This is a genomic window from Neptunomonas antarctica (assembly GCF_001305295.1).
Lineage (GTDB): Bacteria > Pseudomonadota > Gammaproteobacteria > Pseudomonadales > Balneatricaceae > Neptunomonas > Neptunomonas antarctica.
The window spans coordinates 26,887-42,425 of record NZ_LJSI01000030.1 but is presented as its reverse complement, the minus strand read 5'-3'; the positions used below and the strand labels follow the sequence as shown (position 1 = coordinate 42,425).

Sequence of the window (15,539 nt, the reverse complement as noted above, 5' to 3'; positions counted from 1 at the left end):
TGGTGAGGCAGCAGCATGAATAAAGAGATTCTACTGGTTGCGGAAGCGGTATCGAACGAAAAGGACGTCCCAAAAGACGTTATTTTTGAAGCGATTGAGCTGGCGCTAGCAACAGCGACGAAAAAGCGTTTTGACGAAGAAGCCGATATCGAGGTCATCATAGATCGTGCAACGGGAAGTTATGAAACATTTCGTAGCTGGAAAGTTGTTAGTAATGACGATGTTCCTTTGCTCGGAACTGAGTTGACGATGCAAGAAGCTGAGGAGATTAATCCAAAGCTGAGACCTGGTGACATCCATAAAGAACAAATCGAGTCGATGGCATTTGGACGTATTGCTGCACAAACAGCAAAACAGGTTATCGTACAGAAAGTGCGTGAAGCTGAACGTGCAAAAGTGGTTGATCTTTACCGTGACAGGCTTGGTGAGTTAATCTCGGCGAGCGTGAAAAAAGTTACGCGTGATAATATTATCGTCGATTTGGGAAATAATGCTGAAGCATTGCTGCCGCGTGAGAATGTACTACCACGTGAAGTTTTCCGTATGGGTGACCGTGTTCGTGCGGTTCTGACGGAAGTACGTGCAGAAGGACGTGGTCCTCAGTTAGTACTGAGCCGCACCTGCCCTGAAATGCTGATTGAGCTTTTCCGAATTGAAGTGCCTGAGATCTCAGAACAAGTCATTGAGATCAGAGCAGCTGCCCGTGACCTTGGCTCACGTGCGAAAATTGCAGTAAAAACCAATGATGGCCGAATTGATCCGGTAGGTGCTTGTGTTGGTATGCGTGGCGCGCGAGTTCAAGCTGTTTCGAGCGAGCTTGGCGGTGAACGTGTTGATATCATCCTGTGGGATGATAATCCTGCTCAGCTAGTTATTAACGCAATGTCTCCGGCAGAAGTGGCATCTATTGTCGTCGATGAAGAAAGTCATTCGATGGATGTGGCTGTTGCGCAAGAATCTCTTGCTATGGCGATTGGCCGTAGTGGACAGAATGTTCGACTGGCATCAGAACTCACGGGTTGGGAATTGAATGTCATGACTGTAGAAGCTGCGGCTGCTAAGCAGAAGTCCGAAATGGGCTCAGTCATGGAGACATTGATGAAGCATCTGGATATAGATGAAGATGTTGCATCCGTGCTGGTTGAAGAAGGATTTACCACCTTGGAAGAGGTGGCTTATGTGCCTGTCAATGAAATGCTAGAAATTGACGGCTTTGATGAAGATATTGTGAATGAGCTTCGTACTCGAGCGAAAGACGCGCTGCTGAATATGGCACTGGCGAGTGAAGAGCAGCTTGAGAAATCCGAACCGGCAGCCGATCTGCTGGAAATGGAAGGTATGGATCGCCATCTGGCTTTCCTGCTGGCAGCTACCGGCGTGATTACCATGGAAGATTTGGCAGAACAATCTGTTGAAGAGCTTCTTGATGTTGAAGGTATGAACGAGTAAAAGGCTGCAAAGTTAATCATGACCGCGCGAGCGCCATGGTTTGCGGATGAAGTCTAATTCAGCGGAGGAGATATACCAATATGGCAGAAGTCACAGTTAAACAACTTGCCGGTGTGGTTGGTGTTCCCGTCGAGCGTTTGTTAGCACAGATGCAGGAAGCGGGAATCGCAGGTAAAAAAGATGAGTCTCTGGTTTCGGAAACGGAAAGACAGGCACTATTAAACCACCTTAAGCGGTCACATGGTGAAGAAGACGAGAATGTCGCTTCACCTAATAAAATTACCTTGAAGCGTACTACAACTTCTCAGTTGAAGGTTGCTGGTTCATCAGGTAAGAAAAAGACAGTTAATGTTGAAGTGCGTAAAACACGCACCTACGTAAAACGTTCTGATATCGAAGGCGATGCTAAAGATTCAGATCAGGTCTCAGTCGAAGAAGTGGCGAGCCTGGAAGCAGAGCGTCAGAAGCGCGAACAGGAAGAGAATACAATCAAAGCAGCAGAAGAAGCTAAAATTATGGCAGAAGCGAAGGCTACGGCCGCCGCTAAAATAGCAGAGCCCGCTAAGGTTGCCGTCGCGCCTGAGAATAAAGCTCAGACTCAACCACAGGCAGCGGCACCTAAGGCTGAAGTGAAGCCTGCACCTAAGGCAAACGCACCTGCGCCTAAAGTTAGCGCACCTGCACCTAAGGTTAGTGCACCTGCGCCTTCCTCTACGCATGACGATAAGAAAAAATCGTTTCGTGGTGAAGATAAAAAACCAGCGAAAGCGACGCAGGGACGAAATAGCCGAGGGCCTTCTTCTTCTGATGCTAAACGCCGCGGTGGAAAGCTTTCACGTAACAACATGAAAGGTAACCGTCCTAAGACTGCTCATCAGCTTGATAATGCGCATGGATTTACAGAGCCTCAGGCGCCTAAAGTGCATGAAGTTGCTGTTCCTGAAAGCATTACAGTGGCAGAGCTGGCTAAAAAGATGTCAGTTAAAGCCGCTGAAGTCATCAAGGTTATGTTTAAAATGGGCGCTATGGCGACCATTAATCAGGTGATTGACCAAGATACTGCGGTGTTGCTGGTTGAAGAGATGGGCCATATTGCTAAGCCAATGGCGGAAAATGCCATCGAAGAAGCATTGATGGAAAGCATTCAGCAGTCGCAAGGTGAGCTGCTCGGACGTGCGCCTATCGTGACCGTTATGGGTCATGTTGACCATGGTAAAACCTCTTTGCTTGACTGTATTCGCCGCACACGTGTTGCTGCAGGTGAATCCGGTGGTATTACCCAGCATATTGGTGCATACCATGTAGAAACTGACAACGGTATGATTACCTTTTTGGATACCCCCGGACATGCTGCCTTCACGGCGATGCGTGCCCGCGGTGCTAAATTGACAGATATTGTTATCTTAGTTGTGGCTGCAGATGATGGCGTAATGCCTCAGACTGAAGAAGCCGTTCAGCATGCGAAAGCCGCTGGCGTACCTCTGGTCATTGCTGTTAACAAAATGGATAAAGAAGATGCTGATCCGGATCGTGTTAAAAACGAACTGGCACAGCGTGATGTCCTGCCGGAAGAGTGGGGCGGCGATGTTCAGTTTATGCCAGTCTCAGCCAAAACCGGTGAAGGTATCGAAGAGCTGCTAGAAGCTGTCTTGCTGCAGGCCGAAGTACTTGAACTGAAAGCCGTGGCAAATGCACCTGGTCAGGGTGTGGTTGTTGAGTCGCGTCTTGATAAAGGACGTGGTCCTGTTGCTACGCTGCTGATACAGAATGGTACGCTGAGAAAAGGTGATATCGTTTTAGCAGGTCTGCATTATGGCCGTGTCAGAGCGATGCTGGATGAGAATGGTAAGCCTGTTGATGAAGCCGGTCCTGCTATTCCTGTTGAAATCCAGGGTCTTGATGGTACTCCTGCTGCTGGTGATGAATTCACCGTTGTTACTAGCGAGAAGAAAGCACGTGAAGTCGCGCTCTTCCGTCAGGGAAAATACCGTGACATTAAGCTAGCCCGTCAGCATGCATCTAAATTGGAAAACCTGTTTGCCACTATGGAAGCCGGTGACGTTAAGAACTTGAATATCGTTCTTAAAGCTGATGTTAGAGGCTCGCTGGAAGCATTGACACATGCTCTGGAAGACCTCTCTACTGATGAAGTAAAAGTAGTTATCGTCTCTAGTGGTGTCGGTGGTATTTCCGAAACTGAGGCTAACCTTGCACTCGCATCATCTGCGTTAGTGATCGGCTTCAATGTCCGTGCCGATGCACAGGCTAAAGCGATCATTGCACGTGAAGGTATCCAGCTACGTTACTACAGTGTCATCTACAATATTATCGATGACGTGAAACTGGCAATGACAGGCTTGCTGTCACCGGTCTTCCGTGAAGAAATTGTCGGCATTGCTGAAGTACGTGATGTTTTCAGTTCGCCAAAACTTGGTCAAATAGCCGGTTGTATGGTGACTGAAGGTACTGTGTTCCGTAACAAGAATATTCGTGTACTGCGTGATAACGTTGTTATCTACGAAGGTGAGCTTGAGTCATTACGTCGTTTTAAAGATGTCGTGAGTGAAGTTCGTATGGGTATGGAATGTGGTATTGGTGTGAAAAACTATAATGATGTGAAAGTCGGCGACCAGATCGAAGTGTTCTCGATTGTCGAAGTTCCACGTACATTGTAACGGAGAAGTATGGCACGCGAATTTAGTCGTACTCAAAGAATCGCTGACCAGGTACAACGTGACCTGGCTCAGTTGATTCAGTTTGAAGTTAAAGACCCTCGTATGGGAATGGTGACACTCAGCCATGTCAAGGTCGCAAAAGATCTTGGCTATGCTGATGTTTATATCACCGTTTTTCCGATAGGTGAGCAGACTCAGGAGGAGGCTACTAAGTGTTCTCTTGAGGTTCTACGTAACGCGGCAGGTTTCCTCCGGCATGAGTTATCACACAAGATACAATTGCGTGTGATGCCTCAGTTGCGTTTTCACTTTGACACGAGCGTCGAAAGAGGCCGTCATCTGCACAGTCTGATCGAGAAAGCTTCCCGCGAATTGCGGGATAAAAGTGACTCAGAAGAGGATTAGGCAGTGAGCCGGCGACATAAAGGCCGTCCAGTGGACGGCATTTTTCTGCTTGATAAACCCCAGGGCGTTAGCTCGAACTATGTGCTGCAGGGTGTTAAACGTATTTATGGTGCTGCAAAAGCAGGCCATACCGGTGCGCTTGATCCGTTAGCCACGGGGATGTTGCCACTCACTTTCGGTGAGGCAACCAAGTTTTCCCAATTTCTTCTCAATGCCAACAAACGTTATCAAACCACGGCTAAGCTGGGTGTCAGAACTGACAGCAGTGATGCTGATGGGCAAGTTGTTGCTACCGCTGATGTGGGATCTCATGTTACCCAAGAACTGATTCAATCTCTGCTGGACGAGCATTTCACCGGCGAGATAGAACAGGTCCCTTCGATGTTTTCTGCCTTGAAGCATAATGGTCAGCCACTATACAAGTTGGCCAGACAAGGTATAACGGTAGAAGTAAAGCCGAGAAAAATCACAATATTCAGTATCACCATTATTGGCTTCAGAGGCGATGAGCTTGATCTGGATATAAGCTGCTCCAAAGGAACTTATATACGCTCAATTGTTGAAGATTTAGGCTTGTATCTGGGGTGTGGTGCGCATGTTAAGGCGCTGCGTCGACTTGATTCCGGACCTTATAAAGCAGAGAGCATGATTACTCTTGAGGAGTTGCAGGCAATGGCGGCTCCGGCAGTCCCTGATGAGCCATTGGAAAGCATACAAAAGAGACTGGATGCGTTATTATTAGTACCTTGGTCTGCTATTGAAGATACACCGGTCATTGAATTGGCATCTGATCAATGTGCTTTAGTGCGCAATGGTATAGTCATTGACCTCAATATGGCTGCTCAGCCTCTTGTAAGAATACAAGAAAAAGGTACCGGAGACTTTCTCGGTATTGGCGAAATTACTCCGGAAGGTCGATTAGTTTCCAGACGTTTAATGTCTACAAACAATCAATCTTCCTGATTAGGTCTGAAGGCATACCTGCCAACAGACCATGGCGATAAACTGATAATATGCTCGGTTTACCGCGTCCTTAAAATCCGGCAGCACAGGCTGTCTGCATATTAGAATGGAGTTTGACAGATGTTAACAGCTGAACAAAAAGCGCAGATCGTAACTGATTATGCACGTAGCGAAGGCGATACTGGTTCTTCAGAAGTACAGGTTGCTTTGCTAACTGCAAATATTGAAGCTCTTCAGGGACACTTCAAGGCGCATAAGCATGACCATCACTCACGTCGTGGTTTGATCCGTATGGTAAACCAGCGTCGTAAATTGCTGGATTACCTGAAACGTTGTGATGCAGATCGTTACCTGGCTGTGATCGCACGTTTAGGCCTGCGTCGCTAAGCTTAGGTACTAAAAGGGGCCATACAATGTATGGCCCTGATTTTATTTGGCCTGTTTCATAGAGAAAATTTTCAACCAGCCTGTACTCATTTGTACTCAGTTCTCGTATCGATAAAACCGAGCGCAAATGAGTACTGGCGTTTAAGATGGTGTGAAAATCTATTTCTCTCGGACAGGCATTTGTTTATTTAACGAGAGGTAATATTCGTGCAAGCGATTACAAAGACTTTTGAATTTGGTGGCCAGCAGGTTACTTTAGAAACAGGGCGCATTGCTCGTCAGGCGACTGGCGCGGTTATGGTTACTATTGGTGATATACAGGTTCTGTGTACTGTCGTAGGCGCTACTGAAGCACGCAGTGGGCAAGATTTCTTCCCACTGTCTGTTCATTACATCGAAAAAACTTACGCTGTCGGTAAAATCCCGGGTGGATTTTTCAAGCGTGAAGCACGTCCATCAGAAAAAGAAACACTAACATCGCGTTTGATTGACCGTCCTATTCGTCCGCTGTTCCCTAAGGGCTACATGAATGAAGTACAGGTTATCTGTACGGTCATGTCTGCAGATAAACTAAACGATCCTGACATTGCCGCAATGATCGGTACCTCTGCTGCATTGTCTATCTCAGGTATTCCTTTTGTAGGTCCGATTGGCGGCGCGCGCGTTGGTTTTACAGAAGAAACAGGTTATATCCTGAACCCGACCTATGAGCAGTTAGAATCTTCTGAATTAAACATGGTTGTTGCCGGTACGTCTGACGCTGTTCTGATGGTTGAATCAGAAGCAAAAGAACTGACTGAAGATGAGATGTTGGGTGCAGTATTGTTTGCTCACACTGAGATGCAGGTTGTTATCGGTGCGATCAATGAACTGAAAGCCGAAGCGGGCAAGCCTGCTTGGGTTTGGCAGCCAGCCGTGAAAAACGAAGCGCTGATTGGCCAGGTTAATACACTCGTTGGCCAGGGTATTGCTGATGCTTATCAGGTTGCTGATAAAATGCAGCGTCAGGATGCACTAGCTGATCTGCGTACTAAAGCAGTTGCCGAATTAGCTGGTTCTGAAGCAGGTCAGCCTTCTGAGAAAGAAGTGTCTGGTGTTGTTAGCTCTGTTGAGAAAACCATTGTTCGTCAGCGTATTGTTAATGGTGAGCCACGTATTGATGGCCGTGATACTAAAACGGTTCGTCCTATCAGTGTAGAAATTGATATTCTGAAAGGCGCTCATGGCTCTTCATTGTTCACCCGTGGTGAAACTCAGTCTATCGTGACATGTACTTTAGGTACATCACGCGATCAGCAGTTTATTGATGCACTGGAAGGCGAACGTAAAGACCCGTTCATGCTGCACTATAACTTCCCTCCTTATTCAGTAGGTGAAGCTGGCCGTATCGGTTCTACAGGCCGTCGTGAGATTGGTCATGGCCGTCTGGCGCGTCGTGGTGTTGCGGCAATGCTGCCATCGCAGGAAGATTTCCCATATACAATTCGTATCGTATCAGAAATTACTGAATCTAACGGTTCAAGTTCAATGGCGTCTGTTTGTGGTGCGTCACTGGCAATGATGGATGCAGGTGTTCCTTTGAAAGCTCCTGTTGCTGGTATTGCGATGGGTCTGGTTAAAGAAGGCGATAAATTCGCTATCCTGACTGATATTCTGGGTGATGAAGATCACCTCGGTGATATGGACTTTAAAGTAGCCGGTACTGAGCAAGGTATTACTGCCCTGCAAATGGATATCAAAATCACTGGTATCACTGAAGAGATTATGGAAACGGCCTTGGAGCAAGCGCTTCACGCACGTACTTATATCTTGAAAGAGATGGCGAAAGTGATTGGTTATTCTCGTCCGGAATTACCAGATAATGCTCCAGCGATGACTCAGTTGAAAATCAACCCTGAGAAAATTCGTGACGTTATCGGTAAAGGCGGCGCGACTATTCGTGCTCTGACCGAAGAAACTGGCGCGATGATCGATATCGAAGATGACGGTACGGTTCGTATCTATGCGGCTGATAAAGCAGCAGCAAAAGCGGCTACGGATAAAATCATCGAAATCACAGCTGAAGCTGAAGTAGGCAAAATCTACGAAGGTAAAGTTGTGCGTCTTGAAGAGTTCGGTGCATTTGTAAATATTCTGCCGGGTAAAGATGGTCTGGTACACATTTCCCAGATTGATAACAAGCGCGTTGAGAAAGTAACCGATTATGTGAAGATGGACGACATCATTAAAGTTAAAGTGTTGGAAGTAGACATGCGTGGTCGTATCAAGCTTTCTATGAAAGATTTGGTTCAGGATGAATCTGTAGAAGGCTAAGGCTTTCTGATTTATCAGAAAAACCCTCCTTGTGAGGGTTTTTTTATGTCTGTCATTACCTCTAATGAGTTATATCTGGGCTACTAACAAACATGTATAATAATTACATATTAAGGCTGTTGTTAACAGATATAGAGGTTTTGAAATGGCGATCCTGATGTTTGAGAAATACCCCGCGTCTCGGTGGGAAACGCTGCTGAGTAATGGCTTCAGGCCTCTGTTTTTATGCACAGGCGTTGCAGGTGTTGTCTTGATAACACTGTGGTTAGCGATACTAAAAGGTTATTGGCAGGCGGATTCAATAGCCGTTCCGTTAGCGCAATGGCATGCACACGAAATGTTGTTTGGCTTTGTAGGTTCTGCCATAGGAGGTTTTCTGTTGGCCGCGGTTTCAAAGTGGACCAATCGGCTTCCCGTCAGCGGTACGCCACTGGCGTTGTTGGTGTTGTGCTGGATTGCCGGCAGAGTTGTTATGCTTAGTTCGGCCGCATTGCCTTATGTGTTAGTCGCGTGTATTGATCTGCTATATGGTTTGCTGCTGATGAGTTTAATCGGCCGTGAAGTGGTCATGGGTGGCAATAAGCGCAACTATAAGATCGTTATCATGCTCGGACTTTTTACGCTGTTCAATTTGCTATTTCATGTGGGTATGAAATATGGAATCGAGTATAGCCAGATGGCGCTGAGGGGCGTTGTCATGCAAATTTGCTTGATGATTGCATTGATTGGCGGACGCATCACGCCGTCCTTTACGCGTAATTATTTAATACAAAAACATCCTGACTCGGATAAACCGTTACCGACATTATTTAATCGCATAGATGTGGCGGTTAGTGTGGTGTTGCTGTTAGCGGCGTTGAGCTGGATCATCACTCCCGTTAATCCTATTACCGGTGGCTTGTTGTGTCTGGCTGGAATCACGCAATGGATAAGAATAGGTCGGTGGCAGGGGGTGCGAATCCTCAGTGAGCCGCTATTGTGGATATTACATCTTAGTTTTTTATGGTTAGGTGGCGGGCTCTTCTTGCTTGGATTGTCTGCATTTGAGCTGATCAATGTCAGCGCCGGCTTGCATGCGATAGGCATTGGTGCGATGGCCGGTATGATTCTTGGTGTCGCCTCGCGTGCAGCATTAGGCCACACGCAACGCGCGTTGATTGCCGGGAAAATGATGATTATTGTTTTTGTGCTGATTAGCATCACGGCGGGGTTGCGTTCAGCTGCATCTCTGGTTGAAGGCGTGGGGTACAACCATTTTATTGTCAGCGCCGCTGTTGTATGGCTGGTAGCGTTAACGCTCTTTTGTATTCGCTACGTTCCTATTCTGATTTCAGCGGCCCCTAGTTGGAAAAATCCAGGCTAAGGGTTTAATACTTATTAGGTGCTGCTGAGGTGTTATTTCGGTTGCGATAGCCTTACCAGTTTAAAGTGGTCAGTTACCACCGGCGTATCACAGAGACTAAAGTAACGGCTGGCTTTACGCTCTAGCGGGATATGCAGGTTAGTCACAAATATAGCCACACCGTCTCTGTTCAAATGTTGCGCTGCACTGGCGAGAAAGCGATCGGTCAGATCATTTTCAACACCAAAACCGCTATGGAAGGGTGGGTTGCAGACTACCAGAGGGAAGCGAGGCGTAATCTTTTGAGCGCAGTTGTCCGCGCTGACTTCCCCGTCAATCTGATGATGATCCAGATTGGCCTGGCAGGCAGTAATAGCTGCCGCATTATTATCGGTTGCTGTTATTCTGGCGTTGAGTAGGCGGGCTGTATGGACGCTTAAATAGCCATACCCGCAGCCAATGTCCAGCACAGAGTTTATCGCTCCGTGATTCTTCACCAGTTCTTTTAGATGTTGAATAAGTAGCTCGCTGCCTCTGTCAATTTTATCCCAGCCAAAAATTCCTGGTTTACTCCAAAAACTGAAATGCTCATCTTGAGGAGACTGGCGAAGGTCACGATAAGCTTTATCATCCAGTAGTGACTCTGATATGCCCGTAAAGGTTATTTTACCTGCCCAGGTCTGCTTATCGGCCTTCCATGTTTGTGCCGGTTTTTTTGCCAGTGTAGCTGCGCGTTCAATAAAGCCTTTTATACCTTCCTGTTTAAGGCCTGTGAGGTATAGCGAACCACCGGCTACAAGCAATCGCTGCGCCTGATTAATGATGTAATGTGCCTGAGCTTTCTCTTTAGGAATGCGTAAAAAGATCGACTGAAAATGATGCTCAGGTATCGCTTCAAGCAGGTAATCATCAAAGCAGCAATCCCAGCCTTTGTGCTGCAGGTTTTCTGCAACATCAAGGCGGTTAGCGATAGCACAAATCAGAGGAACGGCTGTAGGTATGGTGTCGGCAGCAATATTCTCGTCGACGATCCAAAGCGCAGGAGCAGATGCCTGTTTAAATTCGTAATGCAGCAGATCAAAGGCTTTATCTGTACTCATTGTGCGCTGATGTTAATTTCTTCGTGGGTGAGTTCCCGATATTCTCCAGGGGCTAATGATTCATCCAGATCAATATGGCTAATGCGATCACGGTGTAACTTCGTGACCTTATTGCCAACGGATGCAAACATACGTTTGACCTGATGATAACGGCCTTCCATTAATGTCAGGTAGGCTTGATGTGAGCCGAGAATTTCAAGTGTAGCAGGCTTAGTCAGCTGTTTTTCATTGATCAATTGAACGCCTTGAGCAAACAGTTCTACTGTCGATGCTTCGATCGGATCTGCAGTTTCCACAAGATAACGTTTACCCTGCTTATGTTTCGGCGATGTCAGCCGGTGAGACCATTGACCATCATCGGTAATCAGCAGTAAGCCAGTCGTATCCAAATCAAGCCGGCCAGCGAGATGCAGGTCGGTAGGTCTGGGTTCGTCAATTAACAGGCCCATGACGGTGGCATTAGTAGGATCTTCGCTGGAGCACACGTACCCATAAGGCTTATTCATCATGAAATAACGCGGGCGTGGCGCATCAACGACCATTTCCTGAAAGGTAACGTTGTCGTCTTCACTAACCTGTAGAGACGAGTCGCGCGTGACCATCCCGTTAACAGTAGCAAGGTCTTTGTGTATAAGACGTTTAATATCTTTTCTGGAGAGGCCGGTAGACTGAGACAGGTACTTATCGAGACGCATGTTAGGCAACTTTATTGAGTGCAAAAACTTAGTATAACGTGCAGAGGCCTGCGTCAGAACCAAATTTATAAGTTCACCTGAAAAATCATTAAGGGGTGATGATTTGAATGCATCTGAATGCCGCCTTGCGTTAGAATGGAATGCTTAAAATGAGGGTGTATAAAAGTGAAGCTTTTTGTAAATAATCTGACCAACGTAGATTTTTCTTATTTGCACTCTTCCCGGGGGTTAATGGGGGAGTCCTGGCTGCTTCAGCTTGAACTGGATGGAGCGCTTAATGAGCAAGGGATGGTCTGTGACTTTGGCGTAGTGAAAAAGCTGACACGAGAGTGGATGGACAGCACGATTGATCATGCATTGTTAGTCCCCACTAAAATGAACGATATTAAAATTGAGCATGCACTGGGTCAGACCCGTGTTGATTGGCTCTACCCTAACGGTAAGTCCTTCCATTGCCAGTCACCCAGTAAAGCCATTGTCGCTGTTGATGTGGAAGAAATTACTCCAGAGGCGATGGCTGAATGGTGTCGGGCTCAATTGATAGCGTTATTCCCCCAGGAAGTCAGAGGGCTGAATTTACGCTTTGTTCCTGAAGTTATTGATGGTGCTTTTTATCATTATAGCCACGGTCTGCAGCAGCATGACGGTAACTGCCAGCGTATTGCACATGGGCATCGTTCACGCATTGAGATTTTTCTGAATAATGAGCGAAATCACAAACTCGAACAAGAGTGGGCGGCGCGCTGGCATGATATTTATATTGGTACCTCTGCACATCGTAAAGAGAGTGCTGAAGGAATGAATACTTATGAGTATCGGGCTCCGCAAGGAGAGTTCTCGCTGACTCTGCCTACCGAGTATTGCTCCGATATAGATACAGAAAGTACGGTTGAGCAGATAGCCCGTCATCTGGCTGCACGTATAAAGCAGATAAGACCGTTGGATGACGTCATGGTGCGTGCTTATGAAGGCGTGGGTAAAGGCGCTGTATCACAGGTATAAATAGCCAATAAAAAACGCTTACATCACACTGCTTTTGAAGCGCTGAATGTTAAACAAAAAAAACCGCAGACAAGCTGCGGTTTTTTTATGCGCGAAGGCTAATAATTAATCGCGTTCAATCGCCAGAGCCGTACCCATACCACCACCAATGCACAGTGTTGCCAGGCCTTTTTTCGCATCGCGTTTGATCATTTCATGAATCAGCGATACAAAAATGCGGCAACCGGATGCGCCGATTGGATGACCCATAGCGATGGCACCACCGTTGACGTTAACGATTTTGCTGTTCCAGCCGAGGTCTTTGTTGACCGACATCGCTTGAGCAGCAAAAGCTTCATTAGCTTCGACCAGTTCCAGATCGTCGACTGTCCAGCCTGCTTTTTTCAATGCTTTCTGTGTAGCGCAGATTGGACCCGTACCCATAATGGCAGGGTCAACACCGGCAGACGCGTAAGCTTTGATGCGGGCTAGCACGGGCAAGCCTAACTCAGCGGCTTTCTCTGCTGAACACAAGATTACAGCGGCAGCACCATCGTTAAGAGTCGAGCTGTTACCTGCGGTAACGGTGCCGTCTTTTTTAAAGGCAGGACGCAATTTTGCTAATGCTTCAGGGGTGCAGCCAAAGCGTGGTTGTTCATCCGTATCAAATACAACCGGATCGCCTTTGCGCTGCGGGATTACGACAGGAATGATTTCATCTTTGAAGCGCCCAGACGTGACTGCTACTTCTGCTTTGTTCTGAGAAGCACTGGCAAAAGCATCTTGTTCTTCACGCGTAAAACCGTATTTTTCAACAATGTTTTCGGTAGTAATACCCATGTGGTAATTGTTGAACGCATCCCACAGGCCGTCAGTGATCATGGTGTCGACCATTTTCCAGTCACCCATGCGTACGCCATTACGTGAATTTGGCAGGACGTGAGGCGATTGGCTCATGTTTTCCTGTCCACCCGCAATGATCATATCAGCATCGCCACAACGTATCGCTTGAGCAGCCAGTTGAATCGCTTTCAGGCCAGAGCCGCATACTTTATTGAGCGTAAAGGCTGATGCCTCTTGTGGAATGCCTGCATTAATGAGCGCTTGGCGTGCAGGGTTTTGGCCACAGCCAGCGGCTAACACTTGTCCAAGGATCACTTCATCAATCTGTGCCGGATCAATTTTAGTCTGTTCTAGCAATCCTTTAAGTACGGTAGCGCCTAAATCGGATGCTTTTACGCCTGCTAAAGAACCATTAAATGTGCCAACTGCAGTACGGCCGGCAGCGACAATAACGACTTCACGCATGATTGAGCCTCTTGTTAATAAACTCTATTCGGTCCTTTATATAATAAAGGATCCGAATCTTGCAGATGCCAGAAAGCATGGCTATGCAGGAGTTATGCTTAGTGGTTTATTTTTCTATTTTACCGCAACGCGGAAAGCATTCAGTTTGAGCAACTAGACTTGCTATTGCAAGCACCTGAACTAATAAATATAGAAAAGGTGCCTGCACAAAAAGTAGTAAGGGAGATTGTTTATAGGAGGGGTTTTAGGTTGATTACTTGATTATCGATTAACCGGGCGGCACCCATATAAGCGGCGGCGAGGATAGCGAGTTGCTTATCAGAGCCGTTCGCTGGTAAAAGGTCGTCCTGTCGGACAATGACAAAGTAATCACGTTTGAAGCCCGCGCTTTCCAATTGTAGTTGTGCTGATTCACACAACTCATCGAAGTTAGTCTTACCTTGTTCAATGGCTTTTAAAGTATCCTTTAAAGTGGCATTGAGAGCGGTGGCCGCGTCCAGCTCTTGTGGTGTCAGATAACCATTGCGAGAGCTTAAGGCCAAACCATGTTCATTGCGGACGATGGCAGAGCCTTGGATCTCAATCGGCAGACTCAGATCGCTCGCCATTTTGCGGATAACAAACAGTTGCTGAAAATCTTTCTCTCCAAAAATGGCGACATCGGGTTGTACCATACAAAATAGTTTGCATACGATGGTAGCAACGCCTTGAAAATGTCCTGGACGGCTGGCTCCGCAATACAGATCAGACACTTCAGGCACTTCAACCATAGTTTGTTTTTCGCGGCCGTTGGGGTAGACCTCGGACTCGGTCGGAGCGAATAGATAGTGGCAACCGGCAGCCGTGAGTTTTTCCTGATCCATCTGAAGTGTGCGAGGATACTTGCTGAGATCTTCGTTGGCACTGAATTGCAGCGGATTAACGAAAATGGTGGCAACAATAATATCTGTATTCGCTTTCGCCTGATGCACCAGTGCAATATGGCCATCATGCAGATTGCCCATTGTTGGAACCAGACCTATTTTTTTTCCACGTGCGCGTTCCCCCGTCAGTGCTTGACGGAGTTCGCTTAGAGTATGAATAGTTTTCATAAATTATTCGAAACTGTGCTCTGGTCCCGGGAAACTACCTTGCTTCACCGCGATGACATAATTTTGGAGAGCGGAATGAATATCCGTCGCTTCTTCCATGAAATTTTTAACAAATTTAGGACGCCGTCCCGGTGTTATGCCTAGCATGTCGTGCAGTACCAATACCTGAGCATCAGTTTCAACGCCTGCGCCAATGCCGATAACCGGGATATCAACGGCCTGAGTGATCTCCGCTGCGAGTAGTGAAGGTACGCATTCCAGTAACAACATGCTGGCACCTGCCTGCTCAAGACGTACAGCATCTTCAATCATCTGCTTCGCACTATCGCGATCACGGCCTTGTACTTTGTAGCCACCTAAAGTATTAACTGCTTGAGGTGTTAGCCCCATATGTACGCAGCAGGGAATACCGCGTTCGAATAGTAATGAGACGCTCTCGGCCAACCAGGCATTGCCTTCAATTTTCACAATATGAGCACCTGCCTGCATAAGCAGAGCGGCATTCTCCATGGTTTTTTCAGGTGTGGCATAACTCATAAAGGGCATGTCAGCCATAATCATGGCGCCCATATTACCCTTTGCCACACTGGCGGTGTGATAGGTCATATCATTCATGGTGACAGGCAGAGTGCTGTTCTGTCCCTGTAGAACCATTCCAAGAGAATCACCTACCAGAATCACTTCTACCCCGGCTTCGCTAACCACGTGAGCAAAGCAAGCATCATAGGCTGTTAGGACAGTGAACTTCTCACCTGCCTTCTTGCAGGCGGATAATGTATGTAATGTGACTTTGTTCATAGGCAACTCGATGTATTAATTGGGATGCTCTG

At 47.0% G+C, this 15,539-nt stretch carries 13 protein-coding genes; 8 read left to right on the top strand and 5 right to left on the bottom strand.

The window, feature by feature from the left end:
- Positions 1-15 precede the first annotated feature (15 nt).
- The 7 genes from nusA to Nant_RS07675 all read left to right on the top strand — a co-directional run bounded on the left by nusA (position 16) and on the right by Nant_RS07675 (position 9,555).
- Positions 16-1,449, top strand: coding sequence for a transcription termination factor NusA (gene nusA, locus Nant_RS07705; protein ID WP_054341071.1), 1,434 nt, complete (start codon positions 16-18; stop codon positions 1,447-1,449).
- Positions 1,450-1,529: 80 nt separating this feature from the next.
- On the top strand, positions 1,530-4,124 hold the full coding sequence (gene infB / locus Nant_RS07700) for a translation initiation factor IF-2 (protein WP_054341070.1): 2,595 nt from the start codon (positions 1,530-1,532) through the stop codon (positions 4,122-4,124).
- A 9-nt stretch (positions 4,125-4,133) separates the two neighbouring features.
- Entirely contained in the window at positions 4,134-4,529 is a 396-nt protein-coding gene (gene rbfA / locus Nant_RS07695) for a 30S ribosome-binding factor RbfA (protein WP_054341069.1), read from the top strand.
- A gap of 3 nt (positions 4,530-4,532) precedes the next feature.
- Entirely contained in the window at positions 4,533-5,492 is a 960-nt protein-coding gene (truB, locus tag Nant_RS07690; RefSeq protein WP_054341068.1) for a tRNA pseudouridine(55) synthase TruB, read from the top strand.
- A gap of 120 nt (positions 5,493-5,612) precedes the next feature.
- On the top strand, positions 5,613-5,879 hold the full coding sequence (gene rpsO, locus Nant_RS07685; RefSeq protein ID WP_054341067.1) for a 30S ribosomal protein S15: 267 nt from the start codon (positions 5,613-5,615) through the stop codon (positions 5,877-5,879).
- 207 nt (positions 5,880-6,086) lie between these two features.
- Positions 6,087-8,192 carry a polyribonucleotide nucleotidyltransferase gene (pnp, locus tag Nant_RS07680; protein ID WP_054341066.1) on the top strand — a complete coding sequence of 702 codons (2,106 nt, stop codon included), beginning with the start codon at positions 6,087-6,089 and terminating at the stop codon, positions 8,190-8,192.
- Positions 8,193-8,349: 157 nt separating this feature from the next.
- Positions 8,350-9,555, top strand: a complete 1,206-nt coding sequence (locus Nant_RS07675) for an NnrS family protein (RefSeq protein ID WP_076496143.1) — start codon at positions 8,350-8,352, stop codon at positions 9,553-9,555.
- Positions 9,556-9,587: 32 nt separating this feature from the next.
- Here Nant_RS07675 and Nant_RS07670 read toward each other — a convergent pair whose 3' ends face one another.
- Complete coding sequence (locus Nant_RS07670; protein WP_054341064.1) at positions 9,588-10,634, bottom strand: class I SAM-dependent methyltransferase; 1,047 nt, start codon at positions 10,632-10,634, stop codon at positions 9,588-9,590.
- On the bottom strand, positions 10,631-11,329 hold the full coding sequence (gene rsuA, locus Nant_RS07665) for a 16S rRNA pseudouridine(516) synthase RsuA (protein WP_054341063.1): 699 nt from the start codon (positions 11,327-11,329) through the stop codon (positions 10,631-10,633). The genes Nant_RS07670 and rsuA overlap by 4 nt, the downstream gene beginning before the upstream one ends.
- Before the next feature lie 165 nt (positions 11,330-11,494).
- Here rsuA and Nant_RS07660 point away from each other — a divergent pair, with 165 nt between their 5' ends.
- The gene (locus tag Nant_RS07660; protein ID WP_054341062.1) at positions 11,495-12,331 is read left to right on the top strand and encodes a 6-carboxytetrahydropterin synthase; all 837 of its coding nucleotides are present in this window, start codon (positions 11,495-11,497) and stop codon (positions 12,329-12,331) included.
- Positions 12,332-12,436: 105 nt separating this feature from the next.
- On the opposite strand, the gene Nant_RS07655 is transcribed toward Nant_RS07660, so the two are convergent.
- The 3 genes from Nant_RS07655 to panB all read right to left on the bottom strand — a co-directional run bounded on the left by Nant_RS07655 (position 12,437) and on the right by panB (position 15,507).
- Positions 12,437-13,618 carry an acetyl-CoA C-acetyltransferase gene (locus tag Nant_RS07655; RefSeq protein WP_054341061.1) on the bottom strand — a complete coding sequence of 394 codons (1,182 nt, stop codon included), beginning with the start codon at positions 13,616-13,618 and terminating at the stop codon, positions 12,437-12,439.
- A 230-nt stretch (positions 13,619-13,848) separates the two neighbouring features.
- The gene (gene panC / locus Nant_RS07650) at positions 13,849-14,709 is read right to left on the bottom strand and encodes a pantoate--beta-alanine ligase (protein WP_054341060.1); all 861 of its coding nucleotides are present in this window, start codon (positions 14,707-14,709) and stop codon (positions 13,849-13,851) included.
- Between the two features lie 3 nt (positions 14,710-14,712).
- On the bottom strand, positions 14,713-15,507 hold the full coding sequence (gene panB, locus Nant_RS07645; protein WP_054341059.1) for a 3-methyl-2-oxobutanoate hydroxymethyltransferase: 795 nt from the start codon (positions 15,505-15,507) through the stop codon (positions 14,713-14,715).
- Positions 15,508-15,539 lie beyond the last annotated feature (32 nt).